The organism is Phreatobacter sp. AB_2022a (assembly GCF_026847585.1).
Classification (GTDB): domain Bacteria; phylum Pseudomonadota; class Alphaproteobacteria; order Rhizobiales; family Phreatobacteraceae; genus Phreatobacter.
In genome coordinates this window covers 56,401-73,943 of record NZ_JAPSET010000016.1, presented here as the reverse complement: position 1 = coordinate 73,943, position 17,543 = coordinate 56,401, and the positions used below count along the sequence as shown (strand labels likewise).

15 protein-coding genes are annotated in these 17,543 nt (G+C 68.3%); 7 read left to right on the top strand and 8 right to left on the bottom strand.

All coding sequences use genetic code 11. The features are described 5' to 3' along the window. Positions 1-150: 150 nt before the first annotated feature. From OZ671_RS13725 to OZ671_RS13705, 5 genes are all read left to right on the top strand, one after another. Positions 151-885 (top strand): hypothetical protein, encoded by a 735-nt coding sequence (locus OZ671_RS13725; protein WP_268861269.1) that lies wholly within the window; start codon positions 151-153, stop codon positions 883-885. Between the two features lie 248 nt (positions 886-1,133). After that, positions 1,134-2,348, top strand: a complete 1,215-nt coding sequence (locus OZ671_RS13720) for an acyl-CoA dehydrogenase family protein (protein WP_268861268.1) — start codon at positions 1,134-1,136, stop codon at positions 2,346-2,348. A gap of 85 nt (positions 2,349-2,433) precedes the next feature. Further along, the gene (locus tag OZ671_RS13715; RefSeq protein WP_268861267.1) at positions 2,434-3,357 is read left to right on the top strand and encodes a helix-turn-helix domain-containing protein; all 924 of its coding nucleotides are present in this window, start codon (positions 2,434-2,436) and stop codon (positions 3,355-3,357) included. Between the two features lie 532 nt (positions 3,358-3,889). Further along, complete coding sequence (locus OZ671_RS13710) at positions 3,890-4,870, top strand: Bug family tripartite tricarboxylate transporter substrate binding protein (RefSeq protein WP_268861320.1); 981 nt, start codon at positions 3,890-3,892, stop codon at positions 4,868-4,870. A 222-nt stretch (positions 4,871-5,092) separates the two neighbouring features. Beyond that, positions 5,093-5,773 carry a TetR/AcrR family transcriptional regulator gene (locus tag OZ671_RS13705; protein WP_268861266.1) on the top strand — a complete coding sequence of 227 codons (681 nt, stop codon included), beginning with the start codon at positions 5,093-5,095 and terminating at the stop codon, positions 5,771-5,773. Positions 5,774-5,910: 137 nt separating this feature from the next. On the opposite strand, the gene OZ671_RS13700 is transcribed toward OZ671_RS13705, so the two are convergent. The 8 genes from OZ671_RS13700 to OZ671_RS13665 all read right to left on the bottom strand — a co-directional run bounded on the left by OZ671_RS13700 (position 5,911) and on the right by OZ671_RS13665 (position 14,668). After that, complete coding sequence (locus tag OZ671_RS13700) at positions 5,911-6,777, bottom strand: sugar phosphate isomerase/epimerase family protein (protein ID WP_268861265.1); 867 nt, start codon at positions 6,775-6,777, stop codon at positions 5,911-5,913. Positions 6,778-6,784: 7 nt separating this feature from the next. Next, positions 6,785-7,972 carry a dihydrodipicolinate synthase family protein gene (locus tag OZ671_RS13695; protein ID WP_268861264.1) on the bottom strand — a complete coding sequence of 396 codons (1,188 nt, stop codon included), beginning with the start codon at positions 7,970-7,972 and terminating at the stop codon, positions 6,785-6,787. A 37-nt stretch (positions 7,973-8,009) separates the two neighbouring features. Next, the gene (locus OZ671_RS13690) at positions 8,010-9,161 is read right to left on the bottom strand and encodes a Gfo/Idh/MocA family protein (protein WP_268861263.1); all 1,152 of its coding nucleotides are present in this window, start codon (positions 9,159-9,161) and stop codon (positions 8,010-8,012) included. Beyond that, positions 9,158-10,558, bottom strand: coding sequence for an enolase (locus OZ671_RS13685; RefSeq protein ID WP_268861262.1), 1,401 nt, complete (start codon positions 10,556-10,558; stop codon positions 9,158-9,160). The genes OZ671_RS13690 and OZ671_RS13685 overlap by 4 nt, the downstream gene beginning before the upstream one ends. Position 10,559: 1 nt before the next feature. Further along, entirely contained in the window at positions 10,560-11,381 is an 822-nt protein-coding gene (locus OZ671_RS13680; protein WP_268861261.1) for an ABC transporter ATP-binding protein, read from the bottom strand. A 190-nt stretch (positions 11,382-11,571) separates the two neighbouring features. Then, positions 11,572-12,591 (bottom strand): ABC transporter substrate-binding protein, encoded by a 1,020-nt coding sequence (locus tag OZ671_RS13675; RefSeq protein ID WP_268861260.1) that lies wholly within the window; start codon positions 12,589-12,591, stop codon positions 11,572-11,574. Between the two features lie 52 nt (positions 12,592-12,643). Next, positions 12,644-13,459 (bottom strand): ABC transporter permease, encoded by an 816-nt coding sequence (locus OZ671_RS13670; protein WP_268861259.1) that lies wholly within the window; start codon positions 13,457-13,459, stop codon positions 12,644-12,646. A gap of 66 nt (positions 13,460-13,525) precedes the next feature. Beyond that, positions 13,526-14,668 carry a glycosyltransferase gene (locus OZ671_RS13665; RefSeq protein ID WP_268861258.1) on the bottom strand — a complete coding sequence of 381 codons (1,143 nt, stop codon included), beginning with the start codon at positions 14,666-14,668 and terminating at the stop codon, positions 13,526-13,528. Between the two features lie 306 nt (positions 14,669-14,974). On the opposite strand from OZ671_RS13665, the gene OZ671_RS13660 reads away from it, so the two are divergent. Together OZ671_RS13660 and OZ671_RS13655 are read left to right on the top strand one after the other, a co-directional pair. Further along, complete coding sequence (locus OZ671_RS13660) at positions 14,975-15,310, top strand: hypothetical protein (RefSeq protein ID WP_268861257.1); 336 nt, start codon at positions 14,975-14,977, stop codon at positions 15,308-15,310. Positions 15,311-15,519: 209 nt separating this feature from the next. Next, positions 15,520-17,472 (top strand): SDR family NAD(P)-dependent oxidoreductase, encoded by a 1,953-nt coding sequence (locus OZ671_RS13655; RefSeq protein ID WP_268861256.1) that lies wholly within the window; start codon positions 15,520-15,522, stop codon positions 17,470-17,472. Positions 17,473-17,543 lie beyond the last annotated feature (71 nt).

The following is a 17,543-nucleotide window of genomic DNA, read 5'->3' as shown; positions in this document are numbered from 1 at the left end:
GCAGCGCCGCCGGCCGGCACGGTGGCGCCGGCCCTGCCTTCATTGACAGGGCCGCGCCGCCGCGGCGAGCGGGCTCGGCCGGCCGTCGTCGGCGCGGCCTCGCCCGGTGCCGGCAAGCGCCTTGCATGCCGTGTTGAACCGGATCCGACGATGACATCTTCCCGCGCAGCCCTCGGCCTTGTCGCCTTCGCTCTCGCCTTTGCTCCGGCCGCCCATGCACAGACCGAGGCGCTGCCCCGGCAGGTCGAGATCGCCGAGGATTTCGGCACCTATCTCTGTCCGAGCGAAAGCGCCGGACGGCAGATGGTCGGCTATCTCCAGCGCTCGGATATTGCCGGCGGCTATCAGGCCACCGGCTGCCGCGCCCGCCCGGACCGCTCCGGCACGATCCGCATCACCGAAGTGCTGCAGCGCTTTCGGGTCGAAGCGTTCCATCCGCCGCAGACCTACATGCTCTATCGCGGCACGGCCGTCGACGGCCGCCAGGTGATCGGCCTCGTCGGCGAGGAGGGCAACGACCGGCATCCGCGCGATGCCCTCGGCTATTTCCTGCGCGACGCGACGCGTGAGGGAATGATCGAGGTCGAAACGCGCAATCCCGCCTATGTCTGCCCGGACGGCATCGCCGCAGCCAAGGTGGTCGTCGCCCTCGCCGACCGCGCGCGCGGCACAGCGCCCGCCGCGCGCCGCGCCGCCCTGCTGCAGCAGGCGCTTGCCGCCAACGGCTGTTCGCCGGCCACGGGCCGGTATCGCGTCACCGCCCTGCACCAGCGCCAGCAGGCCGAGCCCAGCCTGGAGGCGGAAGAAGACTGGGTGGCCCTGTCGGCGACCGATCGCGACGGGCGCACCGTCGGCTTGCTCTACAACACGGCCATGCACGACTGAGCCGCGCGGGCGGGACAGGCGCGACACCGTCCCCCGCACGGTCCTGCCCGATGGGCGCGGCTTTCCGGGCCCATGGACGCATCGGCCGATGGCGCGACGCACGATCTGCGCTACCATCCCCCAGCACACGGATCCCGCGGCCGCCGCCAGGGCACAGCCGCGGGGCATCGCACCGGGCCCTTCCCGGCAAGGACAGGCATCATCGAACCGACCAGCACACCGTCAGCATGAGATCAGCGAGGCCGACCATGACTGCACATGCGACCGAGAGCCAGAAGCCCGCTTATGCTCCACCGCCGGTCAATGGCGACTTCTATCGAATGCTGCACCTCCTCGGCGAGGACGAGCGGACGATCGTCAGGCGCGTGCGCGATTTCATGGAAAGCGAGATCGCCCCGATCATCGAGGACTATTGGGCAAGGGACGCGTTCCCTTTCGAGATCGTGCCCAAGCTGCGCGCGCTGGACATTGCCGGCATCGGCTATCGCGGCTACGGCAGCGCCGGCGGCAGCTGGTTGCTGAACGCCGTGCTGTGCATGGAGATCGCCCGCGTCGACGCATCGATCGCCACCTTCTGGGGCGTCCATACCGGACTTTCGGCCGGCTCCATCTATCTCTGCGGCGACGAGGAGCAGAAGCAGCGCTGGCTGCCCGCCATGATGCGCTGGGAAAAGATCGGTTCGTTCTGCCTGACCGAGCCGGATGTCGGCTCGGCTACCTCCGGGGGCATGAAGACAACCTGCCGGCGCGACGGCGACGGCTGGGTGCTGAACGGCCAGAAGAAATGGATCGGCAACGCGCCCTTCGCCGATCTCAACGTCATCTGGGCCCGCGAGGAGACCTCCGGCCAGGTCAAGGGCTTCGTCGTCCTCAAGGACAATCCCGGCTTCTCGGTCGAGAAGATCCACAACAAGATGGCCCTGCGCGTGGTCCAGAACGGCCTCATCACGCTGGCCGACTGCCGCGTTCCTGAAGCCGACCGGCTGCAGAACGCCAACAGCTTCAAGGATACCGCCAAGGTGCTGCGGATGACCCGCGCCGGGGTCGCCGGCTTCGCCGTCGGCTGCGGCATGGGCGCCTATGAGCATGCCCTGCGTTATGCCCAGACGCGCACCCAGTTCGGCCGGCCGATCGGCGGCTTCCAGCTCGTCCAGGACCTGCTCGTCCGCATGCTCGGCAATGTCACGGCGACCCAGATGATGCTGCTCCGCCTCGGCCAACTGCAGGACGAGGGCGCAATGCTCGACGAGCACGCCTCGCTCGCCAAGGCCTATTGCACGGTCAAATGCCGGGAGACGGTGGGTTATGCCCGCGAGCTGCTCGGCGGCAACGGCATCCTGCTCGACAACCATATCGGCCGCTTCGTCGCCGATGCCGAGGCGATCTATTCCTACGAGGGCACGCGCGAGATGAACACGCTGATCGTCGGCAAGGCGATCACCGGGCTCAGCGCCTTCGTCTGAACGCCGGGACGGCCCGGAACCGTCACGCAGCGCGATCACGCGGCGCCCTTGACCCTCCACCAGATGGAGGCGCTACGACGGCCGCATGACGGAAACATTCCACACCATCGGCGAGCTCTCACGGCTGAGCGGCGTGTCGGTCCGGCGCATCCGCTTCTATTCCGACCGTGGCCTGCTGCCGCCGCACGAGCGCACGGCCGCCAACTACCGCGTCTATGCCGCTGCCGATATCGCCCGGCTCGACCTGATCCGCGCGCTGCGCGCATCGGGCCTCGGCCTTGCCGCGATCCGCCGCGTGCTGACGCGGCCGGTCTCGCTCGGCGAGGTCCTGTCGCTGCGCCTGAAGGCGCTGGAAGCCGATATCGCCGCCAAGCGCCGTCTCGCCGCCGTGCTGCGGGCGACGCTGCGCACCCCGTCCCCGTCTGAAGCCAATCTGAGGAGATTGTGGACCATGACCAGCCTGACCAATGCCCAGTCGCGCACAATGGTCGAAAGGTTCTTTGATGCCGTGACCGCCGGCATGACCATTGACGACGCCTGGAAGCGGCAGATGATCGAGGCCGGCACCCCGGAACTGCCGGACGCGCCGACGCCCGAGCAGATCGATGCATGGACCGAAATCACCGCCATGCTGGGCGATGCGCAGTTCATCGCGACCATGCGGGCCGAGATGGCGGGCATGTGGGCCGCCGATTTCGACGCCGAAGCCTATGCCCGGGCCGCCGACGCCATCCTTGCGCGGACCCGCGCCGCCATCGCGTCGGGCGAGAGGCCTGACGGCGAGACCGGCCGTTCGATTGCCAGCGACTGGCTGGGCGCCTCCGCCAAGGCCATGCGGCGCGCGCCGGACGCGGCTTTCCTCGCCTGGCATCTCGATCAGTACCGCAAGCATCACGCGCGCTCGCTGCGCTACCAGAAGCTGCAGGCGATCCTGCGCGGCGAAGACCCGTGCCATGTCGACGATCCCTGGCTCTGGATCAACGAGGCGATGGGGGCACAGCTCGGCTGAACGGAGCTGTCCGGCGGGCGATGCATGCCCGCCGCGGCTCGTCCACGAATTAGCCGACTCGCGCTGTGAAATTCGACGAAGGGATGAGAACGGCGATTGTCGCAATCAGCTTGACCTGGCACGGTAAGGTTCTGCTAACGTTAGGGCAGCAGGGCGCGCAAGACGCCCGCCGCGTCCTGGGGGAGCCCATGTTCCGATCCGTGATCGTTGCGCCGACGGCCGCAACATATCGCCGTTGCGCCCGCAACGTCGTCCCGGCGACGGTGCGCGAGCGTACCGGCCACCGAACATCCTGAACGTGGACCTTCGGGCGGGCATCGCCCGCTGACGGTTCCGGCTGCTGCGACAAATCCGCCCTCATGCCGGCCCGCAGCCCACGAACCCACTCACCAGTTACATACTTGATTGACGCTTCGGAGGACCACTGACTATCGTTTCGGACAAGCGCGGCGGGACCGGACGGATGCCGGTCGATGCCCGCAGCTGTTGGGCGCGGAGCCTTGCGCCATCCGATGGAGGAATTCCCGTGAGCATGATCAGGCTGGCGCTCGCCGCTGCCGTCGCAACCGTTCTGGCCGCTGCCCCGGGCGAAAGCCGGGCGCAAACCTATCCGAACCGCCCGATCACCATGGTCGTGCCATTCGCGCCGGGTGGGCCGACCGACATCGTCGCGCGCATCGTCGCCGAGCGCATGTCGCAGACGCTCGGCCAGCAGGTGGTGATCGAGAACGTCGCGGGCGCGGCCGGCACGACGGGTGCGGCGCGGGTCGCCCGGGCGGCGCCCGACGGCTACACCCTGCTGATGGGGCCGATGAGCACGATGAGCTTCAGCCCGGCGCTCTACCCTCGCCTCAGCTTCGATCCGCTCACCGATTTCGAGCCTGTCGGCATCGTCGCATCCGCACCGATCATGCTGGTCGCCTCGAACCGCAGCCCCGGCGCGACCCTGACGGATTTCTCCGGCCACCTGAAGGCCAACGCCCAGGGCGTCAACAACGGCAATGCCGGCGTCGGCTCGACCTCGCACCTGGCCTGCGTGCTCTACAACAACCGCGTCGGTGTCAACCCGACCCTCGTGCCCTACCGCGGCACCGGCCCGGCACTGCAGGATCTGGTCGCCGGCCAGATCGGCTACATGTGCGACCAGGTCACCAGCCTGATGGCACAGGTCCAGGCCGGCGCGGTGAAGCCGCTCGCCGTGCTCGCGCCGACCCGCTCGCCCGTCCTGCCCAACGTCCCGACCGCAGCCGAGGCCGGCCTGCCCGGCGTCGAGATGGTGGTATGGAACTCGATCTTCGCGCCCAAGGGAACGCCGGCGGAGATCGTGTCGGCCCTCAATGCGGCGATCCAGAAAGCGATCGACGATCCTGCGGCGCTGCGCAGCTTCCTGCAGCTCGGCGCCGAACCGCCTCCTCCCGCCCAGCGTACGCCTCAGGCGCTACGCGCCACCCACGCCGCGGATGTGGCCAAATGGGGCCAGATCATCCGCGACGCGAATATCAAGGTGGAATAACGGCGGGAGACCGGCCGCGGTGCGGGCTGGGGGGCTTGCATCGCGGCCGGAGCCTCGTTTCGGTTTCCGGCCTTTGGCCGGGCTTGGCGCCGGCGCGCGCCGTTCACAGGCAAGGCATGACGCCGACGGCGCCCCATGGCAGTCTGCCTTCATGGTCGAATCGCAGCGGACGACCCGTCCCTGTCGCGTCGCGCCGACAAGACCAAGAAGGGCGAAACACCCATGCACGAGGATGAGCTGAAGCCCGATGCCCCGGCGCGGGCCGAGGCCGAGACGATCAGGCCCGTGCGCAAGCGCGACAGCGCCGGCACCCGGGCCCGCATCCTCAACGTCGCCACTCGTGAATTTGCCAACAAGGGTTTCGAGGGCGCCAAGACGGACGATATCGCGGATCGTGCGCGCATCAACAAGCGCATGATCTATCATTATTTTTCGTCCAAGGAGCAGCTCTATCTGGCGGTTCTGGAAGCGGTCTACCACCAGGCCCGATCCGCCGAGCACAAGCTCGACCTCGAACGGCTCGAGCCGCTCGAGGCGCTCGCCCGCTTCGTCGAATTCACCTTCGACAGTTTCGTCCGCGACCGCACCTTCATCAACCTTCTGGCGACCGAGAACCGCCAGCGCGCCAAGGTGCTGAAGAAGTCGAGTCGCGTGAACACGATGAACTCGCCGATCATCGCCGCGATCGACGCGGTCCTGAAGGCCGGTGTCGCCAAGGGCACGATCCGTCCCGGCCTCGACGCGCTGCAGCTGTGGATCACCATTACCGGCGTCTGCTACTTCTTCTTCTCCAACATCTATACGCTCTCGGTGATCTTCGACACCGACTTCGAAAGACCCGACGTCATCGCCGCCCGCCGCGCCCATGTCGTCGAGTTCGTGATGAACGGCGTGAAGGCCTGATCGCTCTGTGAAGCGCCTCTCGGTGCACTGCCGCGCTCGTCGAACAGCGGGGGCGGGGCGGCCACGGACCCTGCCCCGAAACGCCGACAGGGCCAGCAGGCCCTGTCATGCAAGATCCGGCACGGCTGGTCGACTGCCTAGACCACGGTCTTGTGCCTTTCGATACAGGTCTTCAGCACCTCGTCCATCGGGCGCTGCCACCAGTCGAGCTCGGAAAAGATCTCGACCTCCGAAAAGCCGTCGAAGCCTTCGGCCTCCACGGCGGCGCGGATCGACCGGATGTCGATGACGCCGTCGCCCATCATGCCGCGGTCGGTGAGGAGATCGCGCGTCGGCACCAGCCAGTCGCAGACATGGAAGGCGAGCAGGCGCTCGCGGCCCGCCCGCTTGATGTCCGGATAGAGGTTCGGGTCCCACCAGATGTGATAGACGTCGGCCGCGACGCCGAGCATGCCGCTCCGGCCGGGATCGAGCGCATCGCAGATGTCGAGCGCCTGGGCGAGCGTGTTCACGCAGGCGCGGTCCGCCGCATACATCGGATGCAGCGGCTCGATGGCGAGCGGCATGCCGACGTCCCTGGCATGGTCGAGCAACTCACCGATACCGTCCTCGACCTGCCGGCGGGCAGCGCCGATATCCTTCGAGGCCGCCGAGCCGGGACGCGAGAACTGCGGCAGGCCGCCGACGACCAGCACCAGGCACGGCGCGCCGAAGGCCTTGGCCTCGTCGACCGCCCGGCGATTGTCGTCGCGCGCCGCCTCGGCATGCGCCGCATCGGCCGGGAACATGCCGCCCCGGCAGTAGCCGGAAAAGGCGAGACCGGCATCGCGGGCGGCCCGGACCGCCCGGTCGAGCCCGACCGCGGCGACCTGGTCGCGCCAGGGCGCGATCGCGGTTATGCCATGCCGCGCCGCCGCCTCGATGATGGCGACGAGATCGCCCTGCTTGCGCACCGTCGCCGTGTTCAGCGACAGCGCGCGATGGTCCCTGCTGAAGTCGCGCATCGGGACCTCAGGCGCCGATGCCGCGAGTGGCCATGACGCTGGCCATGCGGGCTGCCGCCCGCTCCGGATCGGTCAGGATGCCGGCCTTGTCGGCGAGACGGAACAGCTCGGCGAGATGCAGCGTCGAGCGCGTGCTCTCCTGGCCGCCGACCATGGTGAAATGGTCCTGGTGGCCATTGAGATAGGCGACGAACACGACGCCCGTCTTGTAGAAGCGGGTCGGCGCCTTGAAGATGTGGCGCGACAGCGGCACGGTCGGCGCGAAAATCGCGTGGAAGGCCTTCAGGTCGTCCTCTGCAAGCGCCGCCAGCGCGCCCGCCGCCGCCGGCGCGATGGCGTCGAAAATGCCCAGCAGCGCATGGGAATAGCCCTGCTCGTCACCGGCGATCAGTTCGGCATAGTTGAAATCGTCGCCCGTATACATGAGCACCCGGCTGTCGAGCCGGCGGCGCATGGCGATTTCTTTGTCCTTGTCGAGCAGAGACACCTTGACGCCGTCCACCTTGGCGGCGTTGGCGTTGATCACGCCGACCGCCGTGTCCATGGCGGCATCGAGGTCGCCGGTGCCCCAATAGCCTGCCAGCGCCGGGTCGAACATGTCGCCAAGCCAGTGGATGATGACCGGCTCCCCGGCCTGGCCAAGGATCCGGTCATAGACCCGGGCATAGTCGTCGGGCCCCCTGGCGAGGCGGGCGAGCGCGCGCGAGGCCATCATGATGATGCGACCGCCCACCGCCTCGATCGCCTCGAATTGCGTTTCGTAGGCCTTGACGACGTCGTCGAGCGAGCCGGCCGCCGCCGGATCGAGATGGTCGGTGCCGGCGCCAGAAAACACCACGGCGCCCGGCGTCGCCTTCGCCGCCTTCACCGAGCGCTTGATCAGCTCGAGCGCCATCGGCCAGTCGAGGCCCATGCCGCGCTGCGCCGTGTCCATCGCTTCGGCGACCCCGAGGCCGAGCCCCCAGAGATAGTCGCGATAGGCCATCGTCCGGTCCCAGTCGACCGCAACCCCGAGCCAGGGATCGACCTCGGCCAGGGGGTCGGCGACCATGTGGGCGGCGGCGAGCGCGATCCGGTTGAGCGGCTTGGCGCTGCGGCTCGGAAACTCGGCCGGAGCCGAGAGCCTGTAGCTTTCGATCCGGCGATCGGCGGTCGGCAGCAGAACGGATGCAGCCGGGCGGGGCTTGTCCAGCATGGTCTCGGCTCCCTGGTTCGGGGTCAGATGATCCGGTTCAGATCGAAAGCTTGGGAACGTCGACCCAGCGGCGCTCCTTCCAGCTCTCGAGGGCACATTCGACGAGCTGCACGCCCTTGGCGCCCTCGACCAGCGTGTAGCTGTAGGGGGCATCCTCGACGACGTGGCGGATGAACATCTCCCACTGCGCCTTGAAGCCGTTGTCGAAGACGGTGTTGTCCGGCATTTTCTGCCAGGTCGAGCGGAAGTCGATCGTCTGCTTCTGGTCGGGGTTCCAGACCGGCCGCGGCGTGGCGGCGCGGGGCTGGATCATGCAGTCGTGCAGGCCGGCCACTGCCGAGCCGAGCGTGCCGTCGACCTGGAAGGTCACGAGGTCGTCGCGATAGACCCGCGTCACCCACGACATGTTCATGTGGGCGATCACCCCGCCTTCCAGCTGGAAGGTGGCATAGGCGGCATCGTCCGCGGTGGCCTTGTAGCGCTGGCCCGCCTCGTCGACGCGCTCGGGGATATGGGTCGCGCCGAGGCAGGAGACCGCCTGCACCTGGCCGAACAGATTGTCGAGCACGTAGCGCCAGTGGCAGACCATGTCGAGGATCATGCCGCCGCCATCCTCCTCGCGGTAGTTCCAGGACGGCCGCTGCGCCGGCTGCCAGTCACCCTCGAAGACCCAGTAGCCGAACTCGCCGCGCACCGAGATCATCCGGCCGAAAAAGCCGGAATCGCGCAGCATCTTCAGCTTCTGCAGGCCCGGCAGGAACAGCTTGTCCTGCACCGTGCCGTTCTTCACGCCCTTGTCGCGGGCAAGCCGGCAGATCCGCAGCGCCTCGGCCAGATTGGTCGAGATCGGCTTTTCGCAATAGATGTGCTTGCCGGCGTTGATCGCCTTCTCGAGCAGCGTCGGGCGCATCTGGGTGGTGGCGGCATCGAAGAAGATCTGGTTCTTCGGATCGGCGATCGCGGCGTCGAGATCGGTGCCCCAGCGTTCCACCCCATTGGCCTTGGCGAGCGCCGCCACCTTGTCGGCATTGCGGCCGATCAGGATCGGGTCGAGCTGCACCTTCGTGCCGTCGGAAAGGGTCACGCCGCCCTGGGCGCGGATGGCCGCGACCGAACGCACCAGATGCTGATTGGTGCCCATCCGGCCGGTGACCCCGTTCATCACGAGGCCGAGCGTCTTCGTCGTCATGCGGGGTGTCCTTCGGTTCTGATCGTCAGATGCGACAGGGAAGACCAGTCGGGCATCGCTCCGGAGGCGAAGCCGACGGTTTCGAAAAGCGAGGCGGTGGCGAGTTGTCCGGTGGCCGTGGCGAGCCGGACGGCGCCGCCGCCGCGGTCGTAGAGCGCGGGATGGGCGGCAGCGAAGGCTTCGGCCTCAGCGGCAGGCGCCGGCCCGAAGCCGTCGACATAGTGATGGCCGTTGCGCTCGACATGGCCGAGCCCCATGGCGGCGACGAGCGCGGTATCCTGCTGCACGGCGAGCCCGGGCTGGCAGGTCAGGTCCTCGGCCGACAGCACGTGGCGAGCGCCGTCGCCGGCATTGGTGGCCATGACGCGCGCGCCGTTCAGCAGCGCCTTGTAGATCCCCTTGCAGGATTTCGAGGAGACGCCGCGGTAGCCCAGCGCCTGCGCGCGCGGGAAGGCGTCGTAGTCCTCGTCCGCCTCGTCGATGATGACGGTCAGCGCGGCGATATCGGGCTGCAGCGCCGCCGCGAAGGTGGTGCGCCGGTCATAGGGCTGCTCGACGAGAAGGAGGCCGGCACGGAGCCGGTTCAACCGCGCATCGGCCTCGAGCCGGGCGGCGAGCTCGGCAAGGCCCTCCGCGCCATATTGCTCGTTGGCATCGACGGTGACGCCATAGGCGAAGCCGCCGGCATCGAGGATCGCCGCGATCGCCGCGAGCCTGTCGTGATCGACGGCCGGATCGCCGCCGAGCTTGATCTTGAAGAAGCGCAGCGTTTGGCCGCTGAGCTCGGCGGCAAGGCCGCCCGGCCCTTCGAGCGGATCGGTGAGGCCGACCGTATGGCGGATCGCGATCGACCGGCGAGGGCGGAGACCGGCAAGCCACTGCCGGATCGCGGCCTCGCCGAGGTCGGGCGTCAGCCGCGCGTCGAGCCCGACGGCGTTGGCCGTGAGCAGCGGCAGGAAGCCGGTGCCGAGTGCCCGCGCAAAGCCGTCGAGAACCGCCTTGTCGATCAGGGCAACGCCGAAGCCCGACGAAAGCCCGGTCAGGCCGGCGTCGCGTCCCCAGTTCCGCTGCGCTTCATAATGGGCGGTGTGGCGGCCGAAAGCCGTGTCCGGCCGTCCCGCAGCCGACGCCGTCGCCACCGCCCGGGCGAGGCTCGCGCGGAGGTCGTCGACCGTCTCCGCAGCGCTGCGTTCGGGCCGCTTGTCGAACCATTTCGGCGGCATCAGCTCGGCCGCGGCGCCGACCGCCCGGCCATGGCCCTCGACCTCCACGACCAGCCGCACGAAGGCCTGACTCGCACCCTCGACCGTCACCGCGCCGAAACGGAACGGCCGGGCAAACGGCGTCCAGCGCTCGAAGGCCTCGATATCGTGGAGGGTGAGCCGGGGCGCAGACATGTCAGTCGATCTGTCCCTGCGCGTAGAAATGCGAACGCACCTGGCGGGCGAGCTCGGTGAAGGCCGGAGCGCCCATCATCTCCAGGGTACGCGGTCGCGGCAGCGGCACGTCGTAGATCGCGGCGATGGCCCCCGGCCGGTCGGTCATCACGATCACCCGGTCGGCGAGGAACACCGATTCCGGAATGGAGTGGGTGATCAGGAAGATGGTCTTCCTGGTCTCGAAATGGATGCGCTGGAGCTGCAGATTCATCCGCTCGCGGGTCAGCGCGTCGAGCGCGCCGAAAGGCTCGTCCATCAGCACGATCTTCGGATCGTGCACCAGCGCCCTGCAGATGGCGGCGCGCTGCTGCATGCCGCCCGAGAGCTGCCAGGGATACTTGCCCTCGAAGCCGGTGAGCCCTGCGGTCTTGATCAGGGCCTGGGCGCGCGCAAGGTGCGTCGCGTGATCGAGCCTGCGGACCTCGACCGGCATCATGATGTTGCGCAGCACGCTGCGCCAGGCGAGCAGGACCGGGCTCTGGAACACGATGCCGACGTCGTCGGGCGGTTCCACCACCGGCTTGCCGTCGACCTCGATGCTGCCGCTGCTCGGCGCGATCAGGCCGGCGATCAGCTTCAGAAGGGTCGACTTGCCGCAGCCGGAAGGGCCGACCACCGCGACGAATTCGCCGTCGCGAATGTCGAGGTCGATCGGGGTGAGGCTCGGGACGTCGCCATCGGCCGTCCGGTAGGTCTTGGTCAGCGCCTTGATGGCGATCGCCGGTCGCGACGCGGTGGCGGCGGCGGGCGCATCGACGAGGCGGAGCTTGGCGGCAGTCATCGTGGCACGGATCCGGTCGGTTCGGGTCTTCGGACATGGCGATCGGCCGCGGCACCGCACGGCACGAAGGCGCCGCGCGCGACGACCGCCCGCAAGGACGGATGGAGCATGGCCTGCCCCCGCCGGTGTCCCGGCTCCGACATCGGTCCGCGCCATCGCGCGCAGGCCGCATGCCGGCGGCGGACGGGCCCTAGTTGGTGGCCCGGCCGGGCAGGAAGTCGGTCGTGAAGAACGACTGGACCCGGCCCTTGGCTGCGGCGTCGACGCCGCCATATTCGACCAGGATATCGACCGTGTCGGCGACCGCCTTGGCATTGGTCTGGAACGGCCGCTGATCGGGCGACAGACGATAGAGCCCGGCCGAGATGGTGAAGCCTTCGGTGAGCGTGTCCTTCTTGCCCGCCTTCGGATCGGCCTCCAGCATGGCCTCGGCGGCGGCCTGCGGCGCTTTCTCCGCCGCTTCCGCCGACAGGGTCGCGGCCTTCATGAACCGGCGCACGAGATCGGCATTGCCCGAGAGCGTGTCGCGATGGGCGATGATGCCGGTCGCCACCGAGTTGATGCCGTAATCGGCGAACATCACCGGGAAGACCGCCTTGCCGGTCGCGTCCTTGATCTTCATCGACTGGTCATGGGAATAGCCGAGCAGCACGTCCGCCTGCCCCGAGATCACGGCGTTGAGCTTGGTCTGGGCATCGCCGGCGAGGATCTTGACGTCGGCTTCGGTAAGCCCGGCCTTCTTCAGGAAGGCCGGCCAGACCTGCGACAGCGCGTCGCCCGGCGTGGTCGCGACCGTCTTGCCCTTGAGGTCGGCGGCCGTGCGGATGTTCTTGTCGGCGAATCCCATGGCGCTGGCCGGGTTCTTCTGCAGCAGCACGCCGGTCGAGATGACCGGAGCGCCGCGGATGGCGCCACGCACCACCGCCGACATGTCGGAATAGCCGAACAGGGCGGACTTGGCAGCGACCGCCTGCAGCGTCACGGCCGAGCCGCGCCCTTCCATGATGTCGAGGTCGATGCCTTCGGCAGCGAACAGGCCGAGCTTCTTGCCGTAGAAGAACGGCGCGTGCTCGCCGTAGAGATACCAGTTGAGCAGCAGCTGCGCCTTCTCCAGCGGCCTCGCCGACTGGGCGATGGCGGGGCTTGCGAGAACCGAGCTTGCGGCGAGTCCCGCAAGAAACTGGCGGCGATGCGGATGACGGTCGTTCATGGGCATTCTCCCGTTGATCGGCCGCCCCTGCATGGGAGCGGCCTTGTCGGCCTCACGATGTGAACTGGAACTCCTGCCGCCGGCTGGCGTGCCAGGGCAAGGCCAGCCGCTCGAGGACATCGATGGCCCAGAAGAGGATGACGCCGATCACGGCGAGCAGCACCAGGGCCGCGAACATGGTCGGCAGCTCGAAATTGCCGATCGAGCGCTGCAGCACGAAGCCGATGCCGGAATTGGAGCCGACGAACTCGCCCACCACCGCGCCGACCACCGCCAGCGTCACCGACACTTTCAGGCCCGAAAAGATCGCCGGCAGGGCGTTGGGCAGACTGACCATCGTGAACATCTGCCAGCGCGAGCATTTCATCGAGCGGGCCAGATCGCGCATGTCGGTATCGAGCGACTTGAAGCCCTGGACGCCCGCCACGACCACGGGAAAGAAGCCGAGGAGGAAGGCCGTGATCACCTTGGGCGCCAGCCCGAAGCCGAACCAGACGACGAAGAGCGGCGCGATGGCGACCTTGGGGATCGACTGCGAAAATACCAGAAGCGGATAGAAATAGGCCTCGACCCGCCGCGACGCGGCGATCAGCATGGCGGTCGGAATGCCGAACAGGGCCGACAGGACGAACCCGCCGAGGGTCGCGATGGTGGTCGGCACCGACTGGACGAGCAGCATGCCGCCCTCGGTCTGGAAGGTCTTCAGGACCTCGAGCGGCGCCGGCACCAGATAGGGCGGAATCTGCAGGATGCGGATCACCAGGTCCCAGCCGACGAGCATCACCAGAAGCAGGGCGAAGGGTCGCAGCCAGGAGGCTCGTGCCAGGGCCCTTGCCCAGGATTGGGGCTGTGACGCCTGCTCCGCCATGTCGATCGCTCCCGGTGACCAATCAGCCCTTCTGGCGGGGCTCTTATTGTGTAACTCACCAGTTACTTACATGGCGGCTCGCGGCGCTGTCAAGGTGCGGTAGGTGCCGAGCACGGCGGCCGTCACGGTCTCGACCGAATAGCCGTCGCTCACACGGGCGCGCGCCGCCTGCCCCATCGCGTCCACGTCGCCGGCATGAAGCCGCCGGATCGCCTCGGCGAGGCTTGCGACGTCATCGGGCCGGGCGATCGTGCCCGTCGCCGCCTCGACGACGAATTCGCGGCAGCCGGGCACGTCGGTGACGACGGCCGGCAGGCCACAGGCCGCCGCTTCCAGCAGCGCCTTGGGCAACCCCTCGCCGCCGCGGGAGGGCAGGATGAAGGCGTGGTGCTGCCTCAGGATCGCGGCGACATCGCGCCGGGCCCCGAGCGCCGTCACGCCCGGGCTCGCGGCAAAACCGGCAAGCTCCACCGCCGTATAGGCGCGTGGATTGAGCGGATCACCGGCGCCGACCAGCGTCAGCGTGACGTCGAGCCCTTCCGCCCTCAGGGTACCCACCGCCGCAACCGCGAGATCGACGCCCTTGGAACGGATCATCCGGGCGACCAGGGCGAGCTTCAGCGGCGGCCGCGCCAAGGGCGGCCGGGCGGTGAACGCACCGATATCGACACCGGCGCCACCCAGCTGAACGACACGGCCGGCCCGAAGTGCGCGTTTCAGCCCCATCGTCATGGCGTCGGAGGGGTTTTCGGTCAGCCAGACCGTCCTGTTCCCGTCGAGCGCCGAACGCGCCGCAAGCGCCAGGGCCCCTGAGGCGAAGCGCGTCGCCGGCGTCCGGCTCGCCGCCAGGAAACCAAGCCCTGTCACACTGATGACGGTCGGAAAGGCACCCGACATGGTGCGCGCGAGCGAGGCGATCGCCATGCCATGCAGCCCGAAGGCATGAACGAGGGTCGGCCGCGCCGGCTCGACGAGCCCCATCACCTGGCGTGCGGCCGGCATGAGGTTCTTCGGCACCAGGCCGGCGCGCGCCGCCTTGGCCGCCACGACCTTGATCCCCTCGGCCTCGATCCGCTCCGCCGCCGGCCCGCGCGCGGCGTGCAGCACGGCCTCGAAACCGGCATCACGCGCGGCGATCGCCCAAGGCAGGAAATGCGACTGGAAGAACCAGTCCTCGTTGATGACGAACAGAATGCGCGGCCGGGTCACGGGCGCCCTCCGCGGCCGAAGCCGGCGGCGCCATCCCGTCCACAGGCGAGCGGTGGGCAGTCCTCAACGGGCCATCTACGCGCCATGTTTCTTGCCTTTATGTCCGCCGAGTGAGACAAGACGCTCATGGCCGGACCTGCCATTCGCCTGCCTTCCGGCCTCCGGACGACGGCGCATTCCAGATCCGGCGGCCATGACCAACAGATTGATCTCGAACGTCGCCCGGAGCCGGACATCGCATACAAGCGGACTTCGCAACCACGACTCTCGCTGCTGTTTCCGACCTGACCATTCGGGCGCCATTCCATGCCGACCATCTCAGAAGAAGTCGAACGCTGCCTTCCCTACTTCGTCCGGCTTTGTGTTAACAGCGTCATTGTGACCGGCACGGGGCTGGACGAGGCGGCGCGCATGGTGGCGCAGGAGCTCGCCGACCGCATGAACCGCGAGCCGCGCATGGCCGACGACCTCAAGGAACATTTTGCCGCGACGCTCGAGGAGCTCATTCACCTCGTCTCCTCGCTCGCGCCGCGCCTGCCTGGCCGCATGCTGATGGAATTTGCCGAAAAGGCTTCGCAGGCCCAGGTCGCCTCCACCCTCGAACGCTCGCTGATCGGTGCCCTGCGCGCCGGCCACGGATAGAGCCCGCCGCGCTCGCCCGCTGGCGGCCGCACGGCCGTTTCGGGCGAAGCGCGAAATAACCTCTGACGCTACGGCATAGGGGTGTCCACCGGCTTGACCGGCCGGGGAAACGATGGTTTGTCGTACAGACTGTCCATTCAGCCGCCATAATTACGGGTCAGGTCTCGATACCGTCGATCCGATCAACATACAGCGCCGCGAACAGCCCTTTGAAACAGATCCCGCTCAAGACCTACCTGGTTGCGCTGCACGATTTCGGCGTGACCTTCCTGGCTCTGGCGCTCGCCGTTTCGCTGCGCGGCGAACCCTATATTTCGGGTTTCGGACGCAAGATCGAGATCGTCGGCGGCCTCGGCTTTGCCGCCTTCGCGCTGCTCGTCTACTACAGCTGCTCGCTTTATGCCTCGCGCTGGCGCTTCGCCTCGCTGTTCGACCTGTTCGGCATCGTCAAGGCCGTTTCGCTGCTGACCGCCGCGCTGCTCGTCGCCGACTACATGATTTCGCCACGCTATATCGAGGCCGGCAAGTTCTTCGGCGGCCGGACGCTGGCGATCTACTGGTGCGTGCAGATCATCCTGCTCGGCGGCCCGCGCGTCGCCTACCGCGCCTTCCGCAACTGGCGCCGCGCCAGCGTCGCCAGCGCCGACCTGCTCGGCGCCGTGGTGATCGGGCGGACCTCCGACGCGGAAGGCATCGTCAAGCTCGCCGAGGCGGGCGTTGCCGGCCCCATCCGGGTCTTCGGCATCATCAGCACGATCCCGCACGAGACGCGCCAGGTCGTGCGCGGCGTCCCGGTGCTCGGCTTCATCGACAGCGTCGAGAGCATCGTCCGCGACGCGACCGAACGGGGCATCGCCATCCAGCGCGCGCTGATCGGGCCGGAAGCGCTGCGGGATGTCCACCAGATCGAGGAGGTGATCGGGCTGTTCCGCCGTCTCGGCATTCCGACGATTCGCCTCGACATCGCCCATTCCACCGATATGAGCCGCCCGGCCAAGCTGCATGCCGTCATTGACGACGACCTGCTGATCCGGCCGCTGGTCGAGGTCGACGAGGAGCCGCTGAAGGCCTATGTGCGCGACAAGCGTGTCGTGGTCACCGGCGGCGGCGGTTCCATCGGCTCGGAACTCGTGCTGCGCAGCGCCGAGATCGGTGCCGCCGAAGTGCTGGTGATCGAGCATTCCGAGGCGGCCCTCCATGCCGTGCTGGAACGCGCCGAGCTGACCCTGGAAGGCAAGGCCAAGGCGGTGAAGGGCCGGCTCTGCGACATCCGCGACCGGGCGCGCATCGCCGACCTGATCACGGCGTTCAAGCCTGACGTGGTGTTCCACGCGGCCGCCCTGAAACACGTGCCGCATCTTGAGCGCGAGGTTGCCGAGGCGGTCCGGACCAACGTGCTCGGCACCGTCAATACCGCCGACGCCGCGATCGCCGCCGGCGCCAGCGTCTTCGTGCTGATCTCCACCGACAAGGCGACCAAGCCGGCTTCGATCCTCGGCGCCACCAAGCGGATTGCCGAGCTCTACACCCAGTCGATCGACGCGGCGCCGACCCTGGTCGGCGGCCATGTACACAGCGCCACCCGGCTCGTCGCCGTGCGTTTCGGCAACGTTCTCGGCACGGCCGGTTCGGTGGTGCCGCGCTTTCGTGCCCAGATCGAGGCCGGCGGCCCGGTGACCGTCACCGACCCGGCGATGGTGCGCTATTTCATGACCAAGCGCGAGGCGACGGACCTGCTGTGGACCGCCGCCCGCGTGACCACCACCCCTGGCGCGGCCTGCCAGTCGGCCGTGCTGGTGCTCAATATGGGGCAGCCGGTGCGCATCGACGATCTCGCGCGGCGGATGATCCGGCTGGCCGGCTTCGAGCCCGAGCGCAGCATGCAGATCGTCTATACCGGCAAGCGCCCGGGCGAGCGCATGGCCGAGTTCCTCTTCGAGGAGCGCGAGCCGCAATTCGATATCGGCGTGCGCGGCATCGTGGCCGCCGAGTCGCAGTCGATCCCGCTGCCGCGGCTGCACGCGATCATTGCCGAGCTCGCGAGCGCGGCCCAGCAGGGCGACGACGAGGTGGTGCGCGCCCTGGTCGCCGACCTCGTGCCGGATATCCGCAAGCCCAACAATGTCGTGCCCCTCGAACAGGTGCGCGGCCAGGCGAGCTAAAGGCGAGCCGCCGGCCCCGGGGCGCCAGCCGTCCGCGGCGCCCCAACCACGGCAGAGGCCGTCCTGTTTCT

Coding starts and splice junctions, on each gene's coding strand:
- OZ671_RS13725 (WP_268861269.1), top strand. CDS start 151: ATGACATCTTCCCGCGCAGCCCTCGGCCTTGTCGCCTTCGCTCTCGCC.
- OZ671_RS13720 (WP_268861268.1), top strand. CDS start 1,134: ATGACTGCACATGCGACCGAGAGCCAGAAGCCCGCTTATGCTCCACCG.
- OZ671_RS13715 (WP_268861267.1), top strand. CDS start 2,434: ATGACGGAAACATTCCACACCATCGGCGAGCTCTCACGGCTGAGCGGC.
- OZ671_RS13710 (WP_268861320.1), top strand. CDS start 3,890: ATGATCAGGCTGGCGCTCGCCGCTGCCGTCGCAACCGTTCTGGCCGCT.
- OZ671_RS13705 (WP_268861266.1), top strand. CDS start 5,093: ATGCACGAGGATGAGCTGAAGCCCGATGCCCCGGCGCGGGCCGAGGCC.
- OZ671_RS13700 (WP_268861265.1), bottom strand. CDS start 6,777: ATGCGCGACTTCAGCAGGGACCATCGCGCGCTGTCGCTGAACACGGCG.
- OZ671_RS13695 (WP_268861264.1), bottom strand. CDS start 7,972: ATGCTGGACAAGCCCCGCCCGGCTGCATCCGTTCTGCTGCCGACCGCC.
- OZ671_RS13690 (WP_268861263.1), bottom strand. CDS start 9,161: ATGACGACGAAGACGCTCGGCCTCGTGATGAACGGGGTCACCGGCCGG.
- OZ671_RS13685 (WP_268861262.1), bottom strand. CDS start 10,558: ATGTCTGCGCCCCGGCTCACCCTCCACGATATCGAGGCCTTCGAGCGC.
- OZ671_RS13680 (WP_268861261.1), bottom strand. CDS start 11,381: ATGACTGCCGCCAAGCTCCGCCTCGTCGATGCGCCCGCCGCCGCCACC.
- OZ671_RS13675 (WP_268861260.1), bottom strand. CDS start 12,591: ATGAACGACCGTCATCCGCATCGCCGCCAGTTTCTTGCGGGACTCGCC.
- OZ671_RS13670 (WP_268861259.1), bottom strand. CDS start 13,459: ATGGCGGAGCAGGCGTCACAGCCCCAATCCTGGGCAAGGGCCCTGGCA.
- OZ671_RS13660 (WP_268861257.1), top strand. CDS start 14,975: ATGCCGACCATCTCAGAAGAAGTCGAACGCTGCCTTCCCTACTTCGTC.